The 15,382-nt window shown below is 69.9% G+C and carries 15 protein-coding genes and 1 pseudogene; 8 read left to right on the top strand and 8 right to left on the bottom strand.

Annotated elements, in window-relative coordinates:
* Positions 1 to 2 precede the first annotated feature (2 nt).
* Positions 3 to 1,019 (top strand): ABC transporter ATP-binding protein, encoded by a 1,017-nt coding sequence (locus tag CHC05_RS39355; protein ID WP_089255783.1) that lies wholly within the window; start codon positions 3 to 5, stop codon positions 1,017 to 1,019.
* Between the two features lie 52 nt (positions 1,020 to 1,071).
* On the opposite strand, the gene CHC05_RS39350 is transcribed toward CHC05_RS39355, so the two are convergent.
* The 7 genes from CHC05_RS39350 to folP all read right to left on the bottom strand — a co-directional run bounded on the left by CHC05_RS39350 (position 1,072) and on the right by folP (position 5,569).
* A complete protein-coding gene (locus CHC05_RS39350) occupies positions 1,072 to 1,566 on the bottom strand; it encodes a hypothetical protein (RefSeq protein ID WP_089255781.1) in 495 nt (164 codons plus the stop codon).
* Positions 1,567 to 1,622: 56 nt separating this feature from the next.
* Positions 1,623 to 1,916 (bottom strand): hypothetical protein, encoded by a 294-nt coding sequence (locus tag CHC05_RS39345; RefSeq protein ID WP_089255779.1) that lies wholly within the window; start codon positions 1,914 to 1,916, stop codon positions 1,623 to 1,625.
* Between the two features lie 19 nt (positions 1,917 to 1,935).
* Complete coding sequence (locus tag CHC05_RS39340; protein ID WP_245871467.1) at positions 1,936 to 3,243, bottom strand: ABC transporter permease; 1,308 nt, start codon at positions 3,241 to 3,243, stop codon at positions 1,936 to 1,938.
* 73 nt (positions 3,244 to 3,316) lie between these two features.
* A complete protein-coding gene (locus tag CHC05_RS39335; protein ID WP_089255777.1) occupies positions 3,317 to 3,844 on the bottom strand; it encodes a DUF3180 domain-containing protein in 528 nt (175 codons plus the stop codon).
* Positions 3,841 to 4,368, bottom strand: coding sequence for a 2-amino-4-hydroxy-6-hydroxymethyldihydropteridine diphosphokinase (gene folK / locus CHC05_RS39330; protein ID WP_089255775.1), 528 nt, complete (start codon positions 4,366 to 4,368; stop codon positions 3,841 to 3,843). Before folK ends, CHC05_RS39335 begins: the two co-directional genes overlap by 4 nt.
* Positions 4,365 to 4,733: a dihydroneopterin aldolase gene (folB, locus tag CHC05_RS39325; RefSeq protein WP_089255773.1), complete on the bottom strand. Its 369-nt coding sequence runs from the start codon at positions 4,731 to 4,733 to the stop codon at positions 4,365 to 4,367. The genes folK and folB overlap by 4 nt, the downstream gene beginning before the upstream one ends.
* Positions 4,730 to 5,569: a dihydropteroate synthase gene (gene folP, locus CHC05_RS39320; protein WP_425426923.1), complete on the bottom strand. Its 840-nt coding sequence runs from the start codon at positions 5,567 to 5,569 to the stop codon at positions 4,730 to 4,732. The genes folB and folP overlap by 4 nt, the downstream gene beginning before the upstream one ends.
* 355 nt (positions 5,570 to 5,924) lie before the next feature.
* Here folP and CHC05_RS39315 point away from each other — a divergent pair, with 355 nt between their 5' ends.
* The 7 genes and pseudogenes from CHC05_RS39315 (at position 5,925) to CHC05_RS39285 (ending at position 14,849) form a co-directional block, all read left to right on the top strand.
* A complete protein-coding gene (locus CHC05_RS39315; protein WP_089255769.1) occupies positions 5,925 to 6,242 on the top strand; it encodes a hypothetical protein in 318 nt (105 codons plus the stop codon).
* Positions 6,243 to 6,257: 15 nt separating this feature from the next.
* The gene (locus CHC05_RS39310; RefSeq protein ID WP_089255767.1) at positions 6,258 to 6,620 is read left to right on the top strand and encodes a hypothetical protein; all 363 of its coding nucleotides are present in this window, start codon (positions 6,258 to 6,260) and stop codon (positions 6,618 to 6,620) included.
* 1,378 nt (positions 6,621 to 7,998) lie between these two features.
* A pseudogene (locus CHC05_RS39305) lies at positions 7,999 to 10,593 on the top strand (ATP-binding protein); the annotation flags it as partial.
* Positions 10,594 to 12,501 carry a hypothetical protein gene (locus tag CHC05_RS39300; protein ID WP_089255765.1) on the top strand — a complete coding sequence of 636 codons (1,908 nt, stop codon included), beginning with the start codon at positions 10,594 to 10,596 and terminating at the stop codon, positions 12,499 to 12,501.
* A 12-nt stretch (positions 12,502 to 12,513) separates the two neighbouring features.
* Positions 12,514 to 13,071 (top strand): hypothetical protein, encoded by a 558-nt coding sequence (locus CHC05_RS39295; RefSeq protein ID WP_245871463.1) that lies wholly within the window; start codon positions 12,514 to 12,516, stop codon positions 13,069 to 13,071.
* On the top strand, positions 13,071 to 14,210 hold the full coding sequence (locus tag CHC05_RS39290) for a M23 family metallopeptidase (RefSeq protein WP_089255821.1): 1,140 nt from the start codon (positions 13,071 to 13,073) through the stop codon (positions 14,208 to 14,210). Before CHC05_RS39295 ends, CHC05_RS39290 begins: the two co-directional genes overlap by 1 nt.
* Positions 14,211 to 14,246: 36 nt before the next feature.
* Positions 14,247 to 14,849 carry a hypothetical protein gene (locus CHC05_RS39285; RefSeq protein ID WP_089255761.1) on the top strand — a complete coding sequence of 201 codons (603 nt, stop codon included), beginning with the start codon at positions 14,247 to 14,249 and terminating at the stop codon, positions 14,847 to 14,849.
* On the opposite strand, the gene CHC05_RS39280 is transcribed toward CHC05_RS39285, so the two are convergent.
* A complete protein-coding gene (locus tag CHC05_RS39280; protein WP_144022983.1) occupies positions 14,850 to 15,344 on the bottom strand; it encodes a hypothetical protein in 495 nt (164 codons plus the stop codon).
* Positions 15,345 to 15,382: the final 38 nt, after the last annotated feature.

The following is a 15,382-nucleotide window of genomic DNA, read 5'->3' as shown; positions in this document are numbered from 1 at the left end:
GAGTGGACGCTACCCCGGAAGGCGGTACCAGCGCGCCGGCCGATCGCAAGGCGGCGCCGATCGAGCTGCGCGAGGTGCGCAAGCAGTACCCCGACGGCACGGTCGCCGTCGACAAGCTGAGCCTGTCCGTCAACGCGGGCGAGCTCGTGGTGCTGATCGGTCCGTCCGGCTGCGGCAAGTCGACCGTGCTCCGCATGATCAACCGGTTGATCGAGCCGACCTCGGGCCAGATCCTGATCGACGGCGATGACGTCACCCACAGCGACGCGGTCCAACTGCGCCGGCGGATCGGCTACGTCATCCAGAACGTCGGCCTCTTTCCCCACCAGACGATCCACACCAACGTGGGTACGGTTCCGCGCCTGCTCGGCTGGCCCAAGCAGCGCACCCGCGACCGCGCCGACGAGCTGCTCGACCTGGTCGGCCTCGACCCCGCCCGCTACGGCAAGCGCTACCCGCACGAGCTCTCCGGCGGCCAGCGCCAGCGGGTCGGCTTCGCGCGTGCCCTGGCGGCCGACCCCGTCGTACTCCTGATGGACGAGCCCTTCTCCGCCGTCGACCCGATCGCCCGGTCCGGCCTCCAGCGCGAGTTCCTGCGCCTCCAGGCCGAGGTCCGCAAGACCGTGGTGCTGGTCACCCACGACCTCGACGAGGCGGTCCGGATGGGCGACCGGATCGTCGTGCTGTCGCAGGGCGCCCACCCGCAGCAGTTCGGCACCCCGGCGCAGCTGCTCGGTGAGCCGGCGTCGCCGTTCGTCCGCGAGTTCGTCGGCAAGGACCGCGGCATCCGCCGCCTGGCGGTGCTGCCGGTCACCGAGGAGATGTTGACCCCGCCCGGGTCCGTGGCCGTCAAGGGCCACCTCCCGACCGTCGAGCTGGGCGTTTCGCTGTACGACGCGCTCGCGCTGATGCTGGTCGCCAACGCCGACTACGCCGAGGTCAAGGACGGCGACCGGACGGTGGGCCTGATCAGCCGGCACCGCATCCTGAGCATCGACTATCCGGCCGAGGCCGACTGAGCTGTCTTCGCTTTTCGCGGACCCGGCTGGGGAGGCGCCGGGTCCGCGTAATTCAGCTGCGGGTGCCGCGCCAGCCGCCGAGGGTGGCCAGACCCACGACCCAGCCCACGAAGAGGCCGTAGGTCGCGCCCTGGCCGGCGGCGCCGAAGGCGGCCAGCAGCGTCGGGTTGCTGCGGAACAGCGCGGTGAGCAGGCCGGCGAACGCGCCCGCGAACACGTACGAACCCCAGCCGGCGAAGAACTGGCTGAGCGTGCCCCGGGCCCGGGCGAGCTGGCTGCCGGGCAGCAGGTAGAGGAACAGTGCGGTGAGCACCACGACGAGGATCGCGCGCAGGTCGTCGGCGAACACGTCCTGGAGAGAGTCGCTGGAGTCGAACCGCCAAGCCGGGTAACCCAGCAGCCGCAGGAACCAGCCGCCGGCCGTGTTGTCGGTGTAGTTGTCGCTGACCCAGTCGCGATACCAGGGACTACCGAAGACCAGCACCAGGATCAGGGCAGCGATCGTGCCTGATCCAACCGCTGACTTGTACCGGTTGGTGAGAGCCATGCCGCCGGTATTTCCCGACGGGATCCATCGACGAAACCTACCGGGGGTATCTACAGCTATTTGTCGTGCTTGAGCAGATAGTCGATGAACTTGGCCCGCAAGAGCGGTTCCTGCTCGCCGAAGTCGTGCCCCTCGGCCTCACGGAACAGTGCGACGGCCTCGTCGATGTAGCCGCCGGTCGCGCTGAGGTCGGGCTCCAGCCCCGCCGCCGGTTGGGCATCCGGGAGGTGGCGCAGCACGGACCAGAAGAAGCGCACGTCGAGGCGCTCGCGGGCGACGTGGAACGCCCGCTCGCGCAGCTCCTCCGTGGACTGCGCATCGAGCGCGGCGAACTCTGGCGATTCGGTCATGATCCGAGCGTAACGCGACCTAACGTTCGCCGTTGTTCCAGCGTTCGGTGTCCCAGGAGCCGGCGCGGCTCTCGGTCGGCTGCGCCGGGAGCGACGACCAGGAGTCGGTCCGCTCGCCGATCATGGTGCCGCGCGGCTGCGTGGTCTGCCATTGCGTCTGATCGGTGCCGGCCGACTTGGGCCGTCCGAACGTCTCGACCAGGCGGGTCACCACGAGCCCGGCCACCAGGGCGCCGGCGCCCAGCGCGGCGGGCGTGATCTCTTCCCAGCCGCGCTCCGCCAGGTAGCGCTGCCCGACGACGAGCAGCGCGACCGCGAGGACGGTGCCGAAGACGCCACCCCGGCGGCCGTACGCGCTGGTGCCACCGAGCAGCGCGGCGCCGACCGCGAGCCCGGTCCATTCGAGGCCGGTGGTCGGCGCGACGGGACCGTCGGACGACGACGCGATCAGGACGCCGGCGCCGGCCGCGAGCGGCATCGAGACCACGATGGCGCCGGCGGTGAACAGAGCGGCGACCGGGCCACGGCGCCGGGCCGGGTCGGCGACCGGGCGGAACCGGCCCACCGAGCGGCGGACGGACTTGACGGTGCCGAGCAGCCCGCCGAGCACGGCCACGATGGCGACGCCGACGAACAGGTAGAGGGCGTGGTCGGTGGGGTCGAAACCGCCCTGCACGTCGACCGGCGCGGGCCGGCGCTGGATGAACACCAGCGTGCCGAGGGCGGCGGCCAGGCTGGCCGCCCAGCCGGGCACGTGGAAGACCACCACGACGACGGCGACCGCAACGCCCAGCGCCAGCGCGCCGACCGTGGCCTGCGCGATGGTGGGCACGATGCCCCGGTCGCCGTTCTCGGCGAAGTGCAGCGCCGCGGCCACCGCGACCGGGCCTAGTGCGAGGTTGACCGCGCCGGCCCGCAGCGTCAGCCCGGCGGCCATGGCGATCAGGCCGAGGGCCGCACCGGCGACCAGCAGTTGCTCGAGGGCGGCGCCCCGCAACGCTCCTGAGTCTTCGCGGAGAAGCAGGTAGCCCACCGCGGCGACACCGAGCAGGAGGACGACCTCCCAGACGATGTGGAAGGCCAACCGGTCCCGGCCCGGCTCACCGTCCGCGGGGTCGTCGAACACGTCGTCGAGGACCGCCGAGGACACGGCCTGCCGCCCGGTGTCGTTCGGCTCGGTGGCCCGCAGGTCACCGACGCCGAAGTCGTTGGGCGGATAGTCGTTGGGCGAGTAGTCGCCGGCCGGATAATCGTCGCGGTAGTCGCCGGCCGGGCCCGGGTCGGTGTCGCCCGAGCGTCGCCGGTAGATCGAGTCGTCGTAACCCATCAGGTGCGCCTTCCTACCATTCGCACGCACCCTAACCGCGCTTCCGCCCGGACGTCACCCCCTGTGAATGCGCCTACCGGTGGGTAGATCTTGCGTCGTCGTCGCGGTTCTCGTCGTCGTCCTTGCGCTTGGGCACGCGGCAGGCGCGTTCGAGCAGCAGCGCGGCGATGACCAGGATGATGGATCCGACCACGCCACCGATCGCGGCCGGCAGGTCGTCGCGGGCCGCATCGGTGTGCTTGAAGATCAAGAAAATCAGCAGGCCGGCGAAGAACCCGCCGAAGATCGAGCCGACCAGCGACGACGACTTGGCGAGCACGGCGAACCGGGCGACCGCCAGCGGGTCGACCGGCTCGTGGCCGGGTTTGCGCTGCACCCGGGCCCGGGTGTTGAGCGCCAGGTAGCCCTCCAGGACGCCGAGACCGGCCAGCACGGCGGTCGGCGACCAGGGGATGTCGGGCAGGCTCGCGTAGGTCATGCTGACCAGCAGCCAGGCCAGGGCCGCGGCCACCAGTGCGGCCAGCACCAGCGTGGCCGGCTGGGTCGGGCCCATCCGTGGCCGGTGCGGCCCGTGGCCGCGTTGGGGAGACTGCTGGCTCATCCCGCCGACTGTATCCGCAGATCCGGGCGTTCACGCACCGCCGCGACGTCGCTCGCGGCGGGCTCGGCCCGCAGCAGGGCCGCCACCGGGCCGTGTCCGGGCAGCTCGGCCGCCGGGTCCAGGTCGGCCCAGGGCTTCAGGACGAACGCCCGCAGATGGGCCCTCGGGTGCGGCAGGGTGAGTTCCGGGTCGGCACCGCGCACCGGGCGGCCCTCGGCGTCGAAGACGGCGATCACGTCGACGTCCAGCGTCCGCGGGCCGAACTGGCGCTCCGGGTCGCGTACCCGGCCCTCGGCGGTTTCGATCGTCTGAGCCCTTTGGAGCCAATCCCGCGCGGTGGCCGCGTCGTCCCGGACCACGACCGCCGCGTTGAGGTAGCTGGGCTGGTCCGGATCGCCCCACGGTGGGGTCTCGTACACACCGGAGACGCCTACGAGTACGGGTTCCAGCGCGGCGACCGCCGCCCGCAGGTGGGCCAGCCGGTCACCCAGGTTGCTGCCGAGCGAGAGGACGGCCCGGGTCAGCGCTCCGCCCTCCCCCGGCGCATGCGGACCGACACGTCGGCGAACTCGTGGGGAATCGGCGCGTGCGGCTTGTGCACGGTGACCGTCGCCTCGGTGACCCGCTCGTCGTCGAGGCAGACGTCGAGCAGCCGGTCGGCGAGCGTCTCGATCAGGTCGACCGGCTCGCCGGTGATCACCTTGACCAGCCGGCCGGCCAGTACGCCGTAGTCGACGGTCTTGGTCAGGTCGTCGTCGCGGGCGGCGGCGCGCAGGTCGAGCTCGAGCACCACGTCGACGAGGAAGTCCTGACCCTCGGCCCGTTCGGTCGCCAGCACCCCGTGCCAGCCCCGCGCCCGAAGGCCTTTGAGCGTGATCCGATCGGTCATGTCCGGTCCTCCTCGTACGCCAGGCGGGGGCGCCCGCTGGCCTGCCACACCGCGATCGCGTCGGTGGTCTCGCGCACGTCGTGCACGCGTACGCCCCAGGCGCCGGCGGCGACCGCGAGCACGCTGGTGGCCACCGTGGCCGCGGCGCGCTGGTCGACGGGGCGGGGCGTGCCGTCCGGCTCGGCCAGCAGGCGACCCAGGTAGGACTTGCGGCTGGCGGCGAACAGGACGGGGTAGCCGAGCGCGATCAGCTCCGGCAGCCCCCGGGTGAGGGCCCAGTTGTGCTCGGCGCGCTTCGCGAAGCCCAGGCCGGGGTCGATGACGATGCGGTCGGCGGCCACCCCGGCGGCGAGCGCGTCGTCGACCCGCTGGCGCAGTTCGTCGCGTACCTCTTTGACCACGTCGGCGTAGTTGGCCAGGTCGGCCATCCGACGGGAGTGGCCGCGCCAGTGCATCAGCACCCAGGGACAGCCGGCACCGGCGACGACCTTGGCCATGTCGGGATCGGCGAGGCCGCCGGAGACGTCGTTGACCACGGTGGCGCCGGCTTCCAGGGCGGCGGCGGCCACGCTCGCGCGGCTGGTGTCGATGCTCATGGGCACGCCGCGGTCGGCCAGCGCGCGGATGACCGGCAGGACCCGGGCCGCCTCGGTTTCCGGGTCGACGCGATCGGCGCCGGGCCGGGTCGACTCGCCACCGACGTCGACGAGGTCAGCGCCGTCGCGGCGCATGGCGACACCGTGCGCCACCGCGGCCGCGAGACCACCGTCGGGGTCGGTGGAGAAGTATCGCCCGCCGTCGGAGAACGAGTCGGGCGTGACGTTGAGGACGCCCATCACGACCGGGTCGGGCGACCGCAGCAGATCGGTCACCTGTAGACCGTACCGAACCGGTTTTCGAACCCGTGTGCCACAGCGACCACACCGGTTACGAGGGGCGCAGCCGGGCGGATTCTTCGTAGCTTGTTCGAAGGAGGGCTCCGCCGTACGCTTTGCAATTGCTAATGATTCCGGCGCCAAGACGGAGGAGACAGGCCGAAACCGGGACAAAACACCCGAGGATGAGACACCGTTAGCGGTGAGCGCACAACATCCGGGCCGGCGGACAAGACGTACGACAAAACGTCACCCGAAGGCCTGACAATCACAGTGCCGCGGCTCCGCCGGCCGTCGGCACCGGGGAGGTTTTCCGATGATCGCCACTGAGCTCGTCCAGCAGGCGTGGAGTGCGTCCGCGCACGCCGCGTCGGGCGTGCTCGCCCACGTCATCGCGGGTGAGGCAGACCCGAAGGGCATCAACACAGAAGGCATCGTCACCTTCTTCGCCGGCAAGGTAGCCCCGATTCTCCTTGCGGTGCTTGGCGTGATCTTCATTGGCCGCGCCAGCAAGGGCGAGGTCTCCAAGGTCCTGACCAGCTCCGCCATCGCCATCGTCGGTCTCGCGTTCATCGCGGGCGCGGCGACGTTGTTCTTCGTCGGTGACTACCTGATCAAGCTGATCTTCGAATAGGCCGCGGAGCACGAGATGCGGCTGCGCACCGATGACGACATCTACCGGGCCCGCCTGGTCTACCTGGGCCCGCCGGGATACACGCTTCCGGTCCACCTGCCCTATGCGCAATACGGGCTGTTCATGCTGCTCGTGCCGCTCTACATGTTCATCCACTGGCTGTTCACGTTCAGTGTCGAGCTCTTCCCGGCCTGGGAGATCGCGCTCGCCATCGTGACGACCTCGTTCATCTTCCGCCACGTCGATCCCGACCGTCCGGCGCGCGTGGTCATCCGCACCGCGCTCACCGACTGGCGCCGCACCCGCGAGCCCGCCGTCGAGCAGCGCGACCCGCGTCTGGTCGCAACCAAGATCAGGATCCGCGAGGAGCTGGTATGAGCCGGCACGCAGCGGAACAGAGCGAGGTCCTCGCATGAATCGACCGGTCCCGCCGGAGTCCCGTCCGGCCGACACGCAGTCCGGAGCCGGTGGTCACCGTCCGCGATCAAGCGACTACCCTGCGACGGATCTTGATACCGCTGACCTCGACGAGGAGCGCACGGACACCGAGCTCGTGACCACTCCCGGTCACGGTTCGGTGGCGGTGTTCCAGGCTCCGGGACCGGTGCGCTCCCGGCCGGCCGAGGAGCGCGGCCGCGGTGTGCCGGCCGGGCGTCGGCCAGAGGCCGACATCGACTCACCATTCCTCGACCTGTTCGGCGGTGCCGCGCCACCGGAGAGCACCCCGGTGCAGGGCGGCTCCGCCCAGGGCGGAGCGGCCCAGGGCGCGGGGCCGCAAGGTGCCGTGACGCAGGGCGCGGGACCGCGCGGCGCAGGGCCCCAGGGCAGGGGAAACCAGGCCGCGGCGACCCACGACGCGGGCCTACACGACGCAGGATTCCAGGACGACCCGACCTTCGGCGCCGGGCCGCACGGCGCAGGAGCGCAGTTCGACGCCACCCACGGCGTGGGACCGCAAGGCGCGGGACAGGAGGGCGCGGCGACCCACGGCGCACGACCGCACCGCCCAGGACCGCAGGGCGACGCGACCCACGGCTCAGGACCGCACGGCGCGGGAGCCCAGGGCGCCGCGACCTACGGCGCGGGGCCGCAGGCCGCTGCGGCGCAGGGCGCGGGGCCGCAGGCCGCTGCGGCGCAGGGCGCGGGGCCGCAGGCCGCTGCGACGTATGGCGCTCCCGTGCACGGCGGTGAGGTCGCCGGCGGCCGGCACGCGCTCGCCAACGGCAACGGAGCCGGCCCGAACCCGTCGGCCGCCGAGCCCTACTACGGTGCCGATCCGGCGCTGACCGGCCACCTCGACGGCTTCGAGCCGCCGCACGGGGTCGACGCCGTTCAGCCCCCGCCGCGCCCGACGGGACCGTCGGTCGACCGACAGCGCATCGTCAGCCGGGCCAACCGGGCGCCGAGCGAGAGCGGCCGGGTCGACAACCGCGCCGGGCGGCGGGGCGAGCCCGCGCCGCATGCGGACGCCTATCTCGACCCTGGCAGTGAGCTGCTGCCCGAGCCTCGCCCTGAGCCACGCCGCCGCGGTGAGCCGCCGACCGCCAGTCGGCTCGCGCCACCGCAGCACCCGGCCCGGCCGCGCCGACCCGCCACGGGGCCCGTGCCCGGCGTACCCCCGCTGCCCGCTGGTCCGGAACGTGTCTCGGACGTCGCGCCGCGTTCGGAGCGCGCGCCCGACCGGCCCGGCGCGCGGTTGCCGATCGTGCGCGAGCCGGCGCAGCCGCCGCGCCGTCGGGAGAAGGGTCGCGAGCCGGCGAAGAAGCCGGCCACGGTCAAGCCGCCGCAGATCAAGTTCGGCGACCGCGACCCGAGCATCGGCCTGGCCATCACCGAGATCGCCGGGCACCTGACCTTCACGCCCAACACGGTGACCGCCTGGTACTGGCTGCCCGAGGTGCGCTGGGCGTTCCGGCCCGACGCCGAGCGCGAGGCGCTGCTGTCCGCGATCTCGGAGCAATATGCCGGCCTTGCGGGCTTCCGGCTGCACCTGCGCCGCACCACGCGGCCGTTCCCGGCCGACGAGTGGGCGCGCACCGTCGACGTCCACACGCCCTCGCCGCTGTCCAGCGTGCCGGGCGCGACGTCGTGGTCCGACCACCTGGTCGCGGCGCAACGGCACCTGCTGTCGGTCAACCACGCCGAGGGCCAGACCTACCTCGGCGTGACGTTCGCCCGGCGGTCGCTGGGCAACAGCCTGTCGGAGCGGGTGCTGCGCACCTTCGGCCGCGGTGTCGCCGAGGGCGAGCGCCGCAAGCTGAGCCGCACGGTCGAGCAGTTCGACGAGGTGCTCGGCGCGTTCGGCATGCGCGGCCGGCGGGTCACCCCGCACGAGCTCGAATGGCTGCTCTACCGCTCGGTCGCGCTGTGCATGGCACCGCCGACCGCGCTATCGCCGGTGACCAACGGGGCATGGGAACGCGGTGACCTGCTCGGGCTCACCGAGCAGATCGAGCGCTACCGCACGCCGTACGGCTCGACCGTCAAGCTCGTCAACCGGATGACCGGCGAGGAGCGGCACGTCGCCGTGCTCGCCGTCGGCCGCATGGAGCCGCTGGAGATCCCCGAGCGGCACGAGCCGTGGATGCACTTCCACGAGCGGCTGCCGTGGCCGATGGAGCTGTCGTCCCGGATCGACGTGCTCGGCTCGGGCGACTCGTTCCGCAACCTCGAGCACCGGCTCCGGATGATCCGGTCGCAGCAGCTCGACTACGCCGAGCACGGCATCGACGCCCCGCCGGAGCTCGAGCGGCTGGCCAAGCGCGCGCTCGTCATCGGTGACGAGATGACCACCGGCCTGCCGGTCGAGTCGGCCCGCGCACACGGCTGGCACCGCATCGCGGTCGGCGGCCGCACCCGCGACGAGTGCCTCGAGCGGGCGCGCCGGCTGATCCAGCTCTACTCCCGGGAGCTGCGCATCTCGCTGCAGCACCCGAAGAACCAGGACTGGCTGGCCCGCGAGTTCATCCCGGGCGAGCCGATCGCCAACACCGGCTACATCCGCCGGATGCCGGTCAAGCTGCTGGCCGCCGCGCTGCCGCAGGCGGCATCCACGGTCGGCGACCGGCGCGGCGACCTGATCGGTCGTACCGCTGGGACCTGCCGGCGGCCGGTCTTCCTCGACCTGCATTTCCCGATGGAGGTACGCGAGCGCTCCGGCCTGGCCGTCTTCGTGGCCGAGCCCGGCGGTGGCAAGTCGACGCTGCTCGGCGCACTCGGCTACCTGGCAGCCCGGCGCGGTGTCCAGGTCACCCTGCTCGACCCGTCGGGCCCGCTGGCCCGGCTGTGCGCGATGCCGGAGCTGCGGCCGTTCTCCCGAGTGCTCAACCTGACGGGTTCGGAAGCCGGCACGCTCGCCCCGTACTCCTTGATCCCCACGCCCCTGCGCACGGAGTTCTCGCTGGGCGCGCCGGGCGACCGGGAGTACGAGATCGCGGTCTCGAACTCCCGAGCCGAGCGCCGGATGCTGGTGCAGGACATCTGCCAGATGCTGGTCCCGCCGCAGGTCGCGCGCCAGGCGTCGACGGCGACGCTGTTCCGGCACGCCGTGCGCCAGGTCCCCGCCGAGGAGACCTCGACCCTGGACGACGTGGTCGCGTGCCTGGCCGGCATGGACGACGACGACGGCAAGGAGCTGGCCAACCTGCTGCTGGACACGGCGGAGATGCCCCTGGCGCTGCTGTTCTTCGGCCGCCCACCGGAGCACCTGCTGGGCGCGGACGCCGCGCTGACGGTCATCACGATGGCGGGCCTGCGCCTACCGGACCTGAAGATCGAGCGCGAGTACTGGTCGGCGGAAGAGGCCCTGGCGTTGCCGATGCTGCACACGGCGCACCGCCTGGCCGTCCGCCGCTGCTACGGCGGCTCGATGTCGTCGAGGAAACTGGTAGGCCTGGACGAGGCGCACTTCATGGAAGGCTGGCGCTCAGGCCGTTCTTTCCTGGTGCGCCTGGCCCGAGACTCCCGCAAGTGGAACCTGGCGGCCTTGGTGGCGTCGCAGAACCCGCGGGACATCCTGGGCCTGGACGTCCAGAACCTCGTGTCGACGGTGTTCGTGGGCCGGATCGCGGAAGACCAGGAAATCGCCTCGGAAGCGCTGCGCCTGCTGCGGGTCCCGGTCAACGATGGCTACGAGGCCACCCTCGCCAGCCTGTCGAACGTGGACACCTCATCGGCGTCCCGGCTGGGCTTCCGCGAGTTCGTGATGCGCGACGTAGACGGCCGGGTACAGAAGATCAGGGTCGACGTCTCGTACGTCGAGGGCCTGCTGGACCACCTGGACACCACCCCGGCGGCGGCGGCCACCACGCCGTCCCTCCTGCCGCCGCCCCCTGCAGACCTGGAGGAGTAGATGACTCGCGCGCGAGCACGGGTAGTCTCTCTGGTCCTCACCCTCCTGGTGGCGGCCGCAGCCACCATCAGCTGGCCAGCCCTAGCCGCCACCGCGGCCCCGCCAGCCAAAGCACCCGCTGAGGTCTGCACGGTCGAGGAGTGGGAAGCCAACTTCCGTGCCTGCGTAAGCAAGTTGCCGGATGTCGCTGAGGGCCGCCTGACCTGTCTCAGCGCACCGAACCCAAGCAACCCCGACGCGGGTCTTGCAGGATGGTTCGCGACTCGACCTGAAGGTTCCGCGCGTTCTGGCGTTGTAGGCATATACAGCGACTACGGCTACGCCGGTTATAGCTATTCCACGTACGACATAGAAGGCGGCTGTGCCTCAACCGTCCTGCATCCCGACTACCGTTTCTTGACGACGGTTGCCAACGGCGAGTTTATGATCGCCACTGCTGTCGTAGGCGCTTCCAACGCCGTGCGTGAGCGCGCATGGGATCCAGCGACTATGTGGGGCTGGGCGGACCCCTTGGTGGACCAGGCAACAAAGGCGGTCTATACGAAGGTATTTACCGCCTTTGGGGGCGTCACGCTGGCGATCGTTGGCCTTTACCTCATTTGGCGGTCCCGTCAGTCGGACATGAGCAACGCCATGACCACCACCGGCTGGGCGCTGCTTGTCATGGTCGCTGTTACCGCGCTCGCCGCATGGCCGGTCAAGTCAGCAAACATCGCCGATGACACGTTGGTAAGCGCACTCGGCGTTGTGCACGACGCCGTTGGCCCACGCCCCGATGACGGCCAGTGCCACCTAGGCGATCCCAACGCGTGCAAGGACAACCGGCCACCGGCCGTACGGGCTAGTGACACGGTCACCGAGACCATGCTTTACCGCAACTGGCTTCGGGGTGTTCTCGGATCCGCTGACAGTGTGACAGCTAAGAAGTATGGTCAGGCGCTCTACGACGCTAAGTCGTTCCGCTGGGACGAAGCCGAAAAGCTCCGTCAAAATCCTGGCACTCGGACCCAGATGCTCGCCGAGAAAAACACTCAATGGATGAAGGTCGCCGAGCAGATCAAGACGGAGGACCCCGAGGCATACGAATATCTCCAAGGTAAACGCGACATGGATCGGGTTGGTGCCGGCTTCATCGCACTGCTTGCCGCGTTCCTCTTCGCCCTGTTCGATCTCACCGCGTCACTGCTCGTTCTGCTCGGATTCTTGATCTTCCGCTGGGCGGTCATCGCGGCACCGATCTTGGGCACCGTCGGACTGATGCGCCCAGCGAGCGCCGGCATTCGACGGTTGGCGAACGCCGTAGTCGCAGCGGTCTTCAACATCGCAATCTTTGGCACTGGGGCCGCGATCTACCTGTTCGCCGTCGACTTGATCATGAACACTCCGACGCTGCCTGGTTGGCTCCAGGTAGTCCTCGTGTGGCTTTGCGGCGTCGTGGGCTGGCTGCTGCTTCGGCCGTACCGGCGGATCACTCAACTCGGCGGCAAGGACAGCACCGCAGCGATCACGTCGGCCGGCTCTTGGCATCGGCGATTTTTCCGCGACATGCGTGAGGCCGCGAAACTCGACGTCGTCGAACCCGGTGGCACCTCCGAGCCACACGTTGGAAAGCGCCGTGGAGTCCTTGCCGAAGGGACATCGCTGCGACCGGAAGCTCGGCACGAAGATCCGAGCCACGGTGCACCCAGCAGTGGAGAGCAGAACCGCCCAGAGGAGCGGTCCGACGTCCCGAGCGCGACTCCGCCGAGGACTCCGGCCGTGCGTCCGAACCGCCGGCAGCCCGAACGATGGGTGGAGCCAGACGTTCCACAAACCGCTCCGGCCAGCTACGCGATCTACCGGCCGGAATCCACCAAGGACGCCCCACCCGCGCCGACTTCGCCACGGGTCCGATCCGAGGCGAGGTGAGACGTGCGTCGGGTGTTCCAACTCCTCGGTACCTCGGCGCTGCGGTCACGGCTCGGAGTCGCCGTGGTCTTGGCGATCATCGTCTTCGGTGTCGTCGGCATCGCCCGAGTCGTTTCCGGTCCTGACGGTCGCTCCGCAGGGGTGTTTCCGGCGGTCGACAGTTCGAGCACGGCGACCACCGATCCAGAAGAGGCCGACGATGGCGTTGTCGAACCCCGCCCAGTAACTTCCACCGCAGTGGATCCGGGGCCGAGCCTAAGTCCCGGCGCCCAGGAGCCGGCGGAAATCGCAAAAGCATTCGCAACATCGTGGCTGGACCGCACCGCGAAAGTCGCGGACTGGTACGCGGCGCTGGTTCCGCACACCACTGCGGGCCTCGCCGCCAAGCTCAAAGGAGTGGATCCGGTCGTCGTCCCAGCAGAGCGACTGACCGGCACTCCAACGGTGGTGCCACGCGGCACGGGTCTGGTGGAGGTGTCCTATCCGGTCGATTCCGGAACGCTGCTGCTCCGGGTCGTCGTCGCAGACGGACGGTGGTTGGTGGACGGCGTTGACTGGGATCGCTCATGATGCTGACCGGTGAACTGGACGAGACATCCCGGCGACGTCGCCCGAAGCGGGTAGTTGCCCTGGTCGCGATCACGGCGACATTGGCGTTGCTCTGCTGTGGGGGCGGCACCGCCGCCTTTTTCCTCGACGGCTTGGGCAATGACAGCAACCAAGCACTGTCGTCCTACGGCTGCGGTGCCGCCGGACCGTTGCCGGAGGACGGCGACCTCCCACGAGTGTCCGGCTACAGCCCGACTCAGTTGCGGAACGCGGCCACGATCATCAACGTCGGCGCGGACCTGAAGGTGCCCCCAAAGGGTTGGGTCATCGCGATCGCGACGGCAATGCAGGAATCGTCGCTGAACAATCTGGGTAACCTCGGCTCCCGCAATGACCACGACTCGCTCGGGCTCTTCCAACAGCGCCCGAGTCAGGGCTGGGGCACGCCGGCGCAGGTTCAGGACCCGGTCTACGCCAGCCGGAAGTTCTATCAGAAGCTCGTGAAGGTCCGCGGCTGGGAGCAGATGTCGTTGACCGACGCTGCCCAGGCAGTGCAACGCAGCGCGTTCCCCGACGCCTACGCCAAGCATGAGCCCGATGCGGCAGAGATCGTGAACATGTTGGCTGACGGCGCGGCGCGAGCGGTCGGAGCCAACTCGACGTTGACCTGCGCCGCTATTGGCGACGTGGCGGCGTCTGGTTGGACTGCCCCGGTCAAGGCCGGCGTGGTATCCGGGTTCCGGACCTCATCGCGGCCCAGCCATCAGGGTGTCGACCTTGGCGCGTCGCGGGGTGACGACATCCTCGCCGCAGCGGCAGGCACCGTCATCGTGTCGCGGTGCGACAACGACCAGACACCGCCGTTTCGCTGCGACCGCGACGGTTCGCCATCGACGCCCGGTTGCGGATGGTATGTCGACATCATGCACGCTAGCGAAGTCATGACCCGCTATTGCCATATGCTTTACCGCCCCAAGGTCCGAGTCGGCCAAACAGTGGCCGCTGGCCAACCGATCGGCATCGTCGGCACGAGCGGTCACTCGTCAGGCCCCCACCTACACTTCGAGGTGCACCTGAATGGCGACCGCAGCTCGGCGGGTGCGACTGAACCATCGAAGTGGATGCGGGAAAAGGGCGCGCCGCTAGGCCCCGGTGCATAGCCGCCGGATCTTGGGCGTACGGAGCGGAGACAACTGATGAGCCGCGAGCCGATGCCGGACCCATTCGCCGACCAGCCCGACTGGGCGCCTCGGCCACCTCGGTCAATCGTGCCCACACCAGCGGCAGGCGTCGAGGACCTACGGGGCCGACGTCTGGTAGTCGGGTTCCCCGGCGCAGGTTGGCGTGGCGACCTGCGCGCCGACGACCGGATCGTGCAAGGCAGCCGCACGTACGTCCCGGCGATTCCGGAGCAGGAGTGGTACCGCGCCGAGTCCGAACAAATCGAGGTCTTCGCGCCCCTGGTACCGATCGACCGGGTCTGGGTCGAGACGTTGGGCGCTCCTGGGAAGGCCGGCAGTCATCGGGACGTAGTCTCCCGCCTTGTCTCGCTCGATTTCCCTGCCACCCGCGTAGCTGTGCCAGCAGTCGACGTGGACGCACTCTCTGGCCGACGCGTCGTTCAGGTGGTTGACGGGGTCGAACGCCGAGACCTTCGGGCAGTCACGGAAGTCCACACCAATGCGGATGGCGACATCTGCGTTCGGCTGGCGACCGAACTCGAATGGTATCGCTGGGCATGGAGCGGGCAAGCGCCAAAGACGGTCGAGGTCCCTGTGCACCTGCTTTGGATCGAATAGTTAGCCAAGCAGTTGTGCACCGCAGACCTTCCACCCGCCGCCTTCGTCCACGACCCTGAACTGCCAATCTTGCGTCGACCTTTCGGCGCCGGCGATGGTTCGGGTGAGTTGCGTGGCCACGGTCCGATCGGAACCAACCTCAGTCACCGTGAGCGGGCCCCAGGAAACGTCGATCGTGATTCCAAAGCCTTCTTCGCGACGGTCCACATCGGCCTTGAACGCCCGAATAGGCTCCAACGCGCTGTCGTCCGCGCATTCCAGCGACTCGGCACGAGCATCGTTACGTTGTACGAGAAACTCCCGCAGGTAGTTATCGACCGTCACATCCGGCTCGCCGCGGTCGATGGCGGTGGCTTCGTCGTAGAGGTTGATTCCTACGCCGACCCCGCCCAGGCAGAGCAAGGTCAGGACTCCGCCTACCACCAGCAGGAGGAGGCGCAGCGGGCGGACGCTTCGCTCGCTCGGGGTCGTGCGTGCGGAGGATGCCGGGGCCACGTGTCGAGGTTAGCCGCACGGCACGCGGAGGGGAGCGT

Source organism: Asanoa hainanensis (assembly GCF_900188485.1).
GTDB lineage: Bacteria > Actinomycetota > Actinomycetes > Mycobacteriales > Micromonosporaceae > Asanoa > Asanoa hainanensis.
Note: the sequence above shows the minus strand (reverse complement) of the source record. Positions and strands in the feature narration are given on the sequence as shown.

Excerpts from the sequence above, each read along its gene's own strand:
- folB (WP_089255773.1), bottom strand. The coding sequence starts at position 4,733 with ATGACCGATCGGATCACGCTCAAAGGCCTTCGGGCGCGGGGCTGGCAC.
- CHC05_RS39350 (WP_089255781.1), bottom strand. The coding sequence starts at position 1,566 with ATGGCTCTCACCAACCGGTACAAGTCAGCGGTTGGATCAGGCACGATC.
- CHC05_RS39300 (WP_089255765.1), top strand. The coding sequence starts at position 10,594 with ATGACTCGCGCGCGAGCACGGGTAGTCTCTCTGGTCCTCACCCTCCTG.
- folP (WP_425426923.1), bottom strand. The coding sequence starts at position 5,569 with ATGGGCGTCCTCAACGTCACGCCCGACTCGTTCTCCGACGGCGGGCGA.
- CHC05_RS39345 (WP_089255779.1), bottom strand. The coding sequence starts at position 1,916 with ATGACCGAATCGCCAGAGTTCGCCGCGCTCGATGCGCAGTCCACGGAG.
- CHC05_RS39340 (WP_245871467.1), bottom strand. The coding sequence starts at position 3,243 with ATGGGTTACGACGACTCGATCTACCGGCGACGCTCGGGCGACACCGAC.
- CHC05_RS39335 (WP_089255777.1), bottom strand. The coding sequence starts at position 3,844 with ATGAGCCAGCAGTCTCCCCAACGCGGCCACGGGCCGCACCGGCCACGG.
- CHC05_RS39285 (WP_089255761.1), top strand. The coding sequence starts at position 14,247 with ATGAGCCGCGAGCCGATGCCGGACCCATTCGCCGACCAGCCCGACTGG.
- CHC05_RS39315 (WP_089255769.1), top strand. The coding sequence starts at position 5,925 with ATGATCGCCACTGAGCTCGTCCAGCAGGCGTGGAGTGCGTCCGCGCAC.
- CHC05_RS39290 (WP_089255821.1), top strand. The coding sequence starts at position 13,071 with ATGCTGACCGGTGAACTGGACGAGACATCCCGGCGACGTCGCCCGAAG.
- CHC05_RS39310 (WP_089255767.1), top strand. The coding sequence starts at position 6,258 with ATGCGGCTGCGCACCGATGACGACATCTACCGGGCCCGCCTGGTCTAC.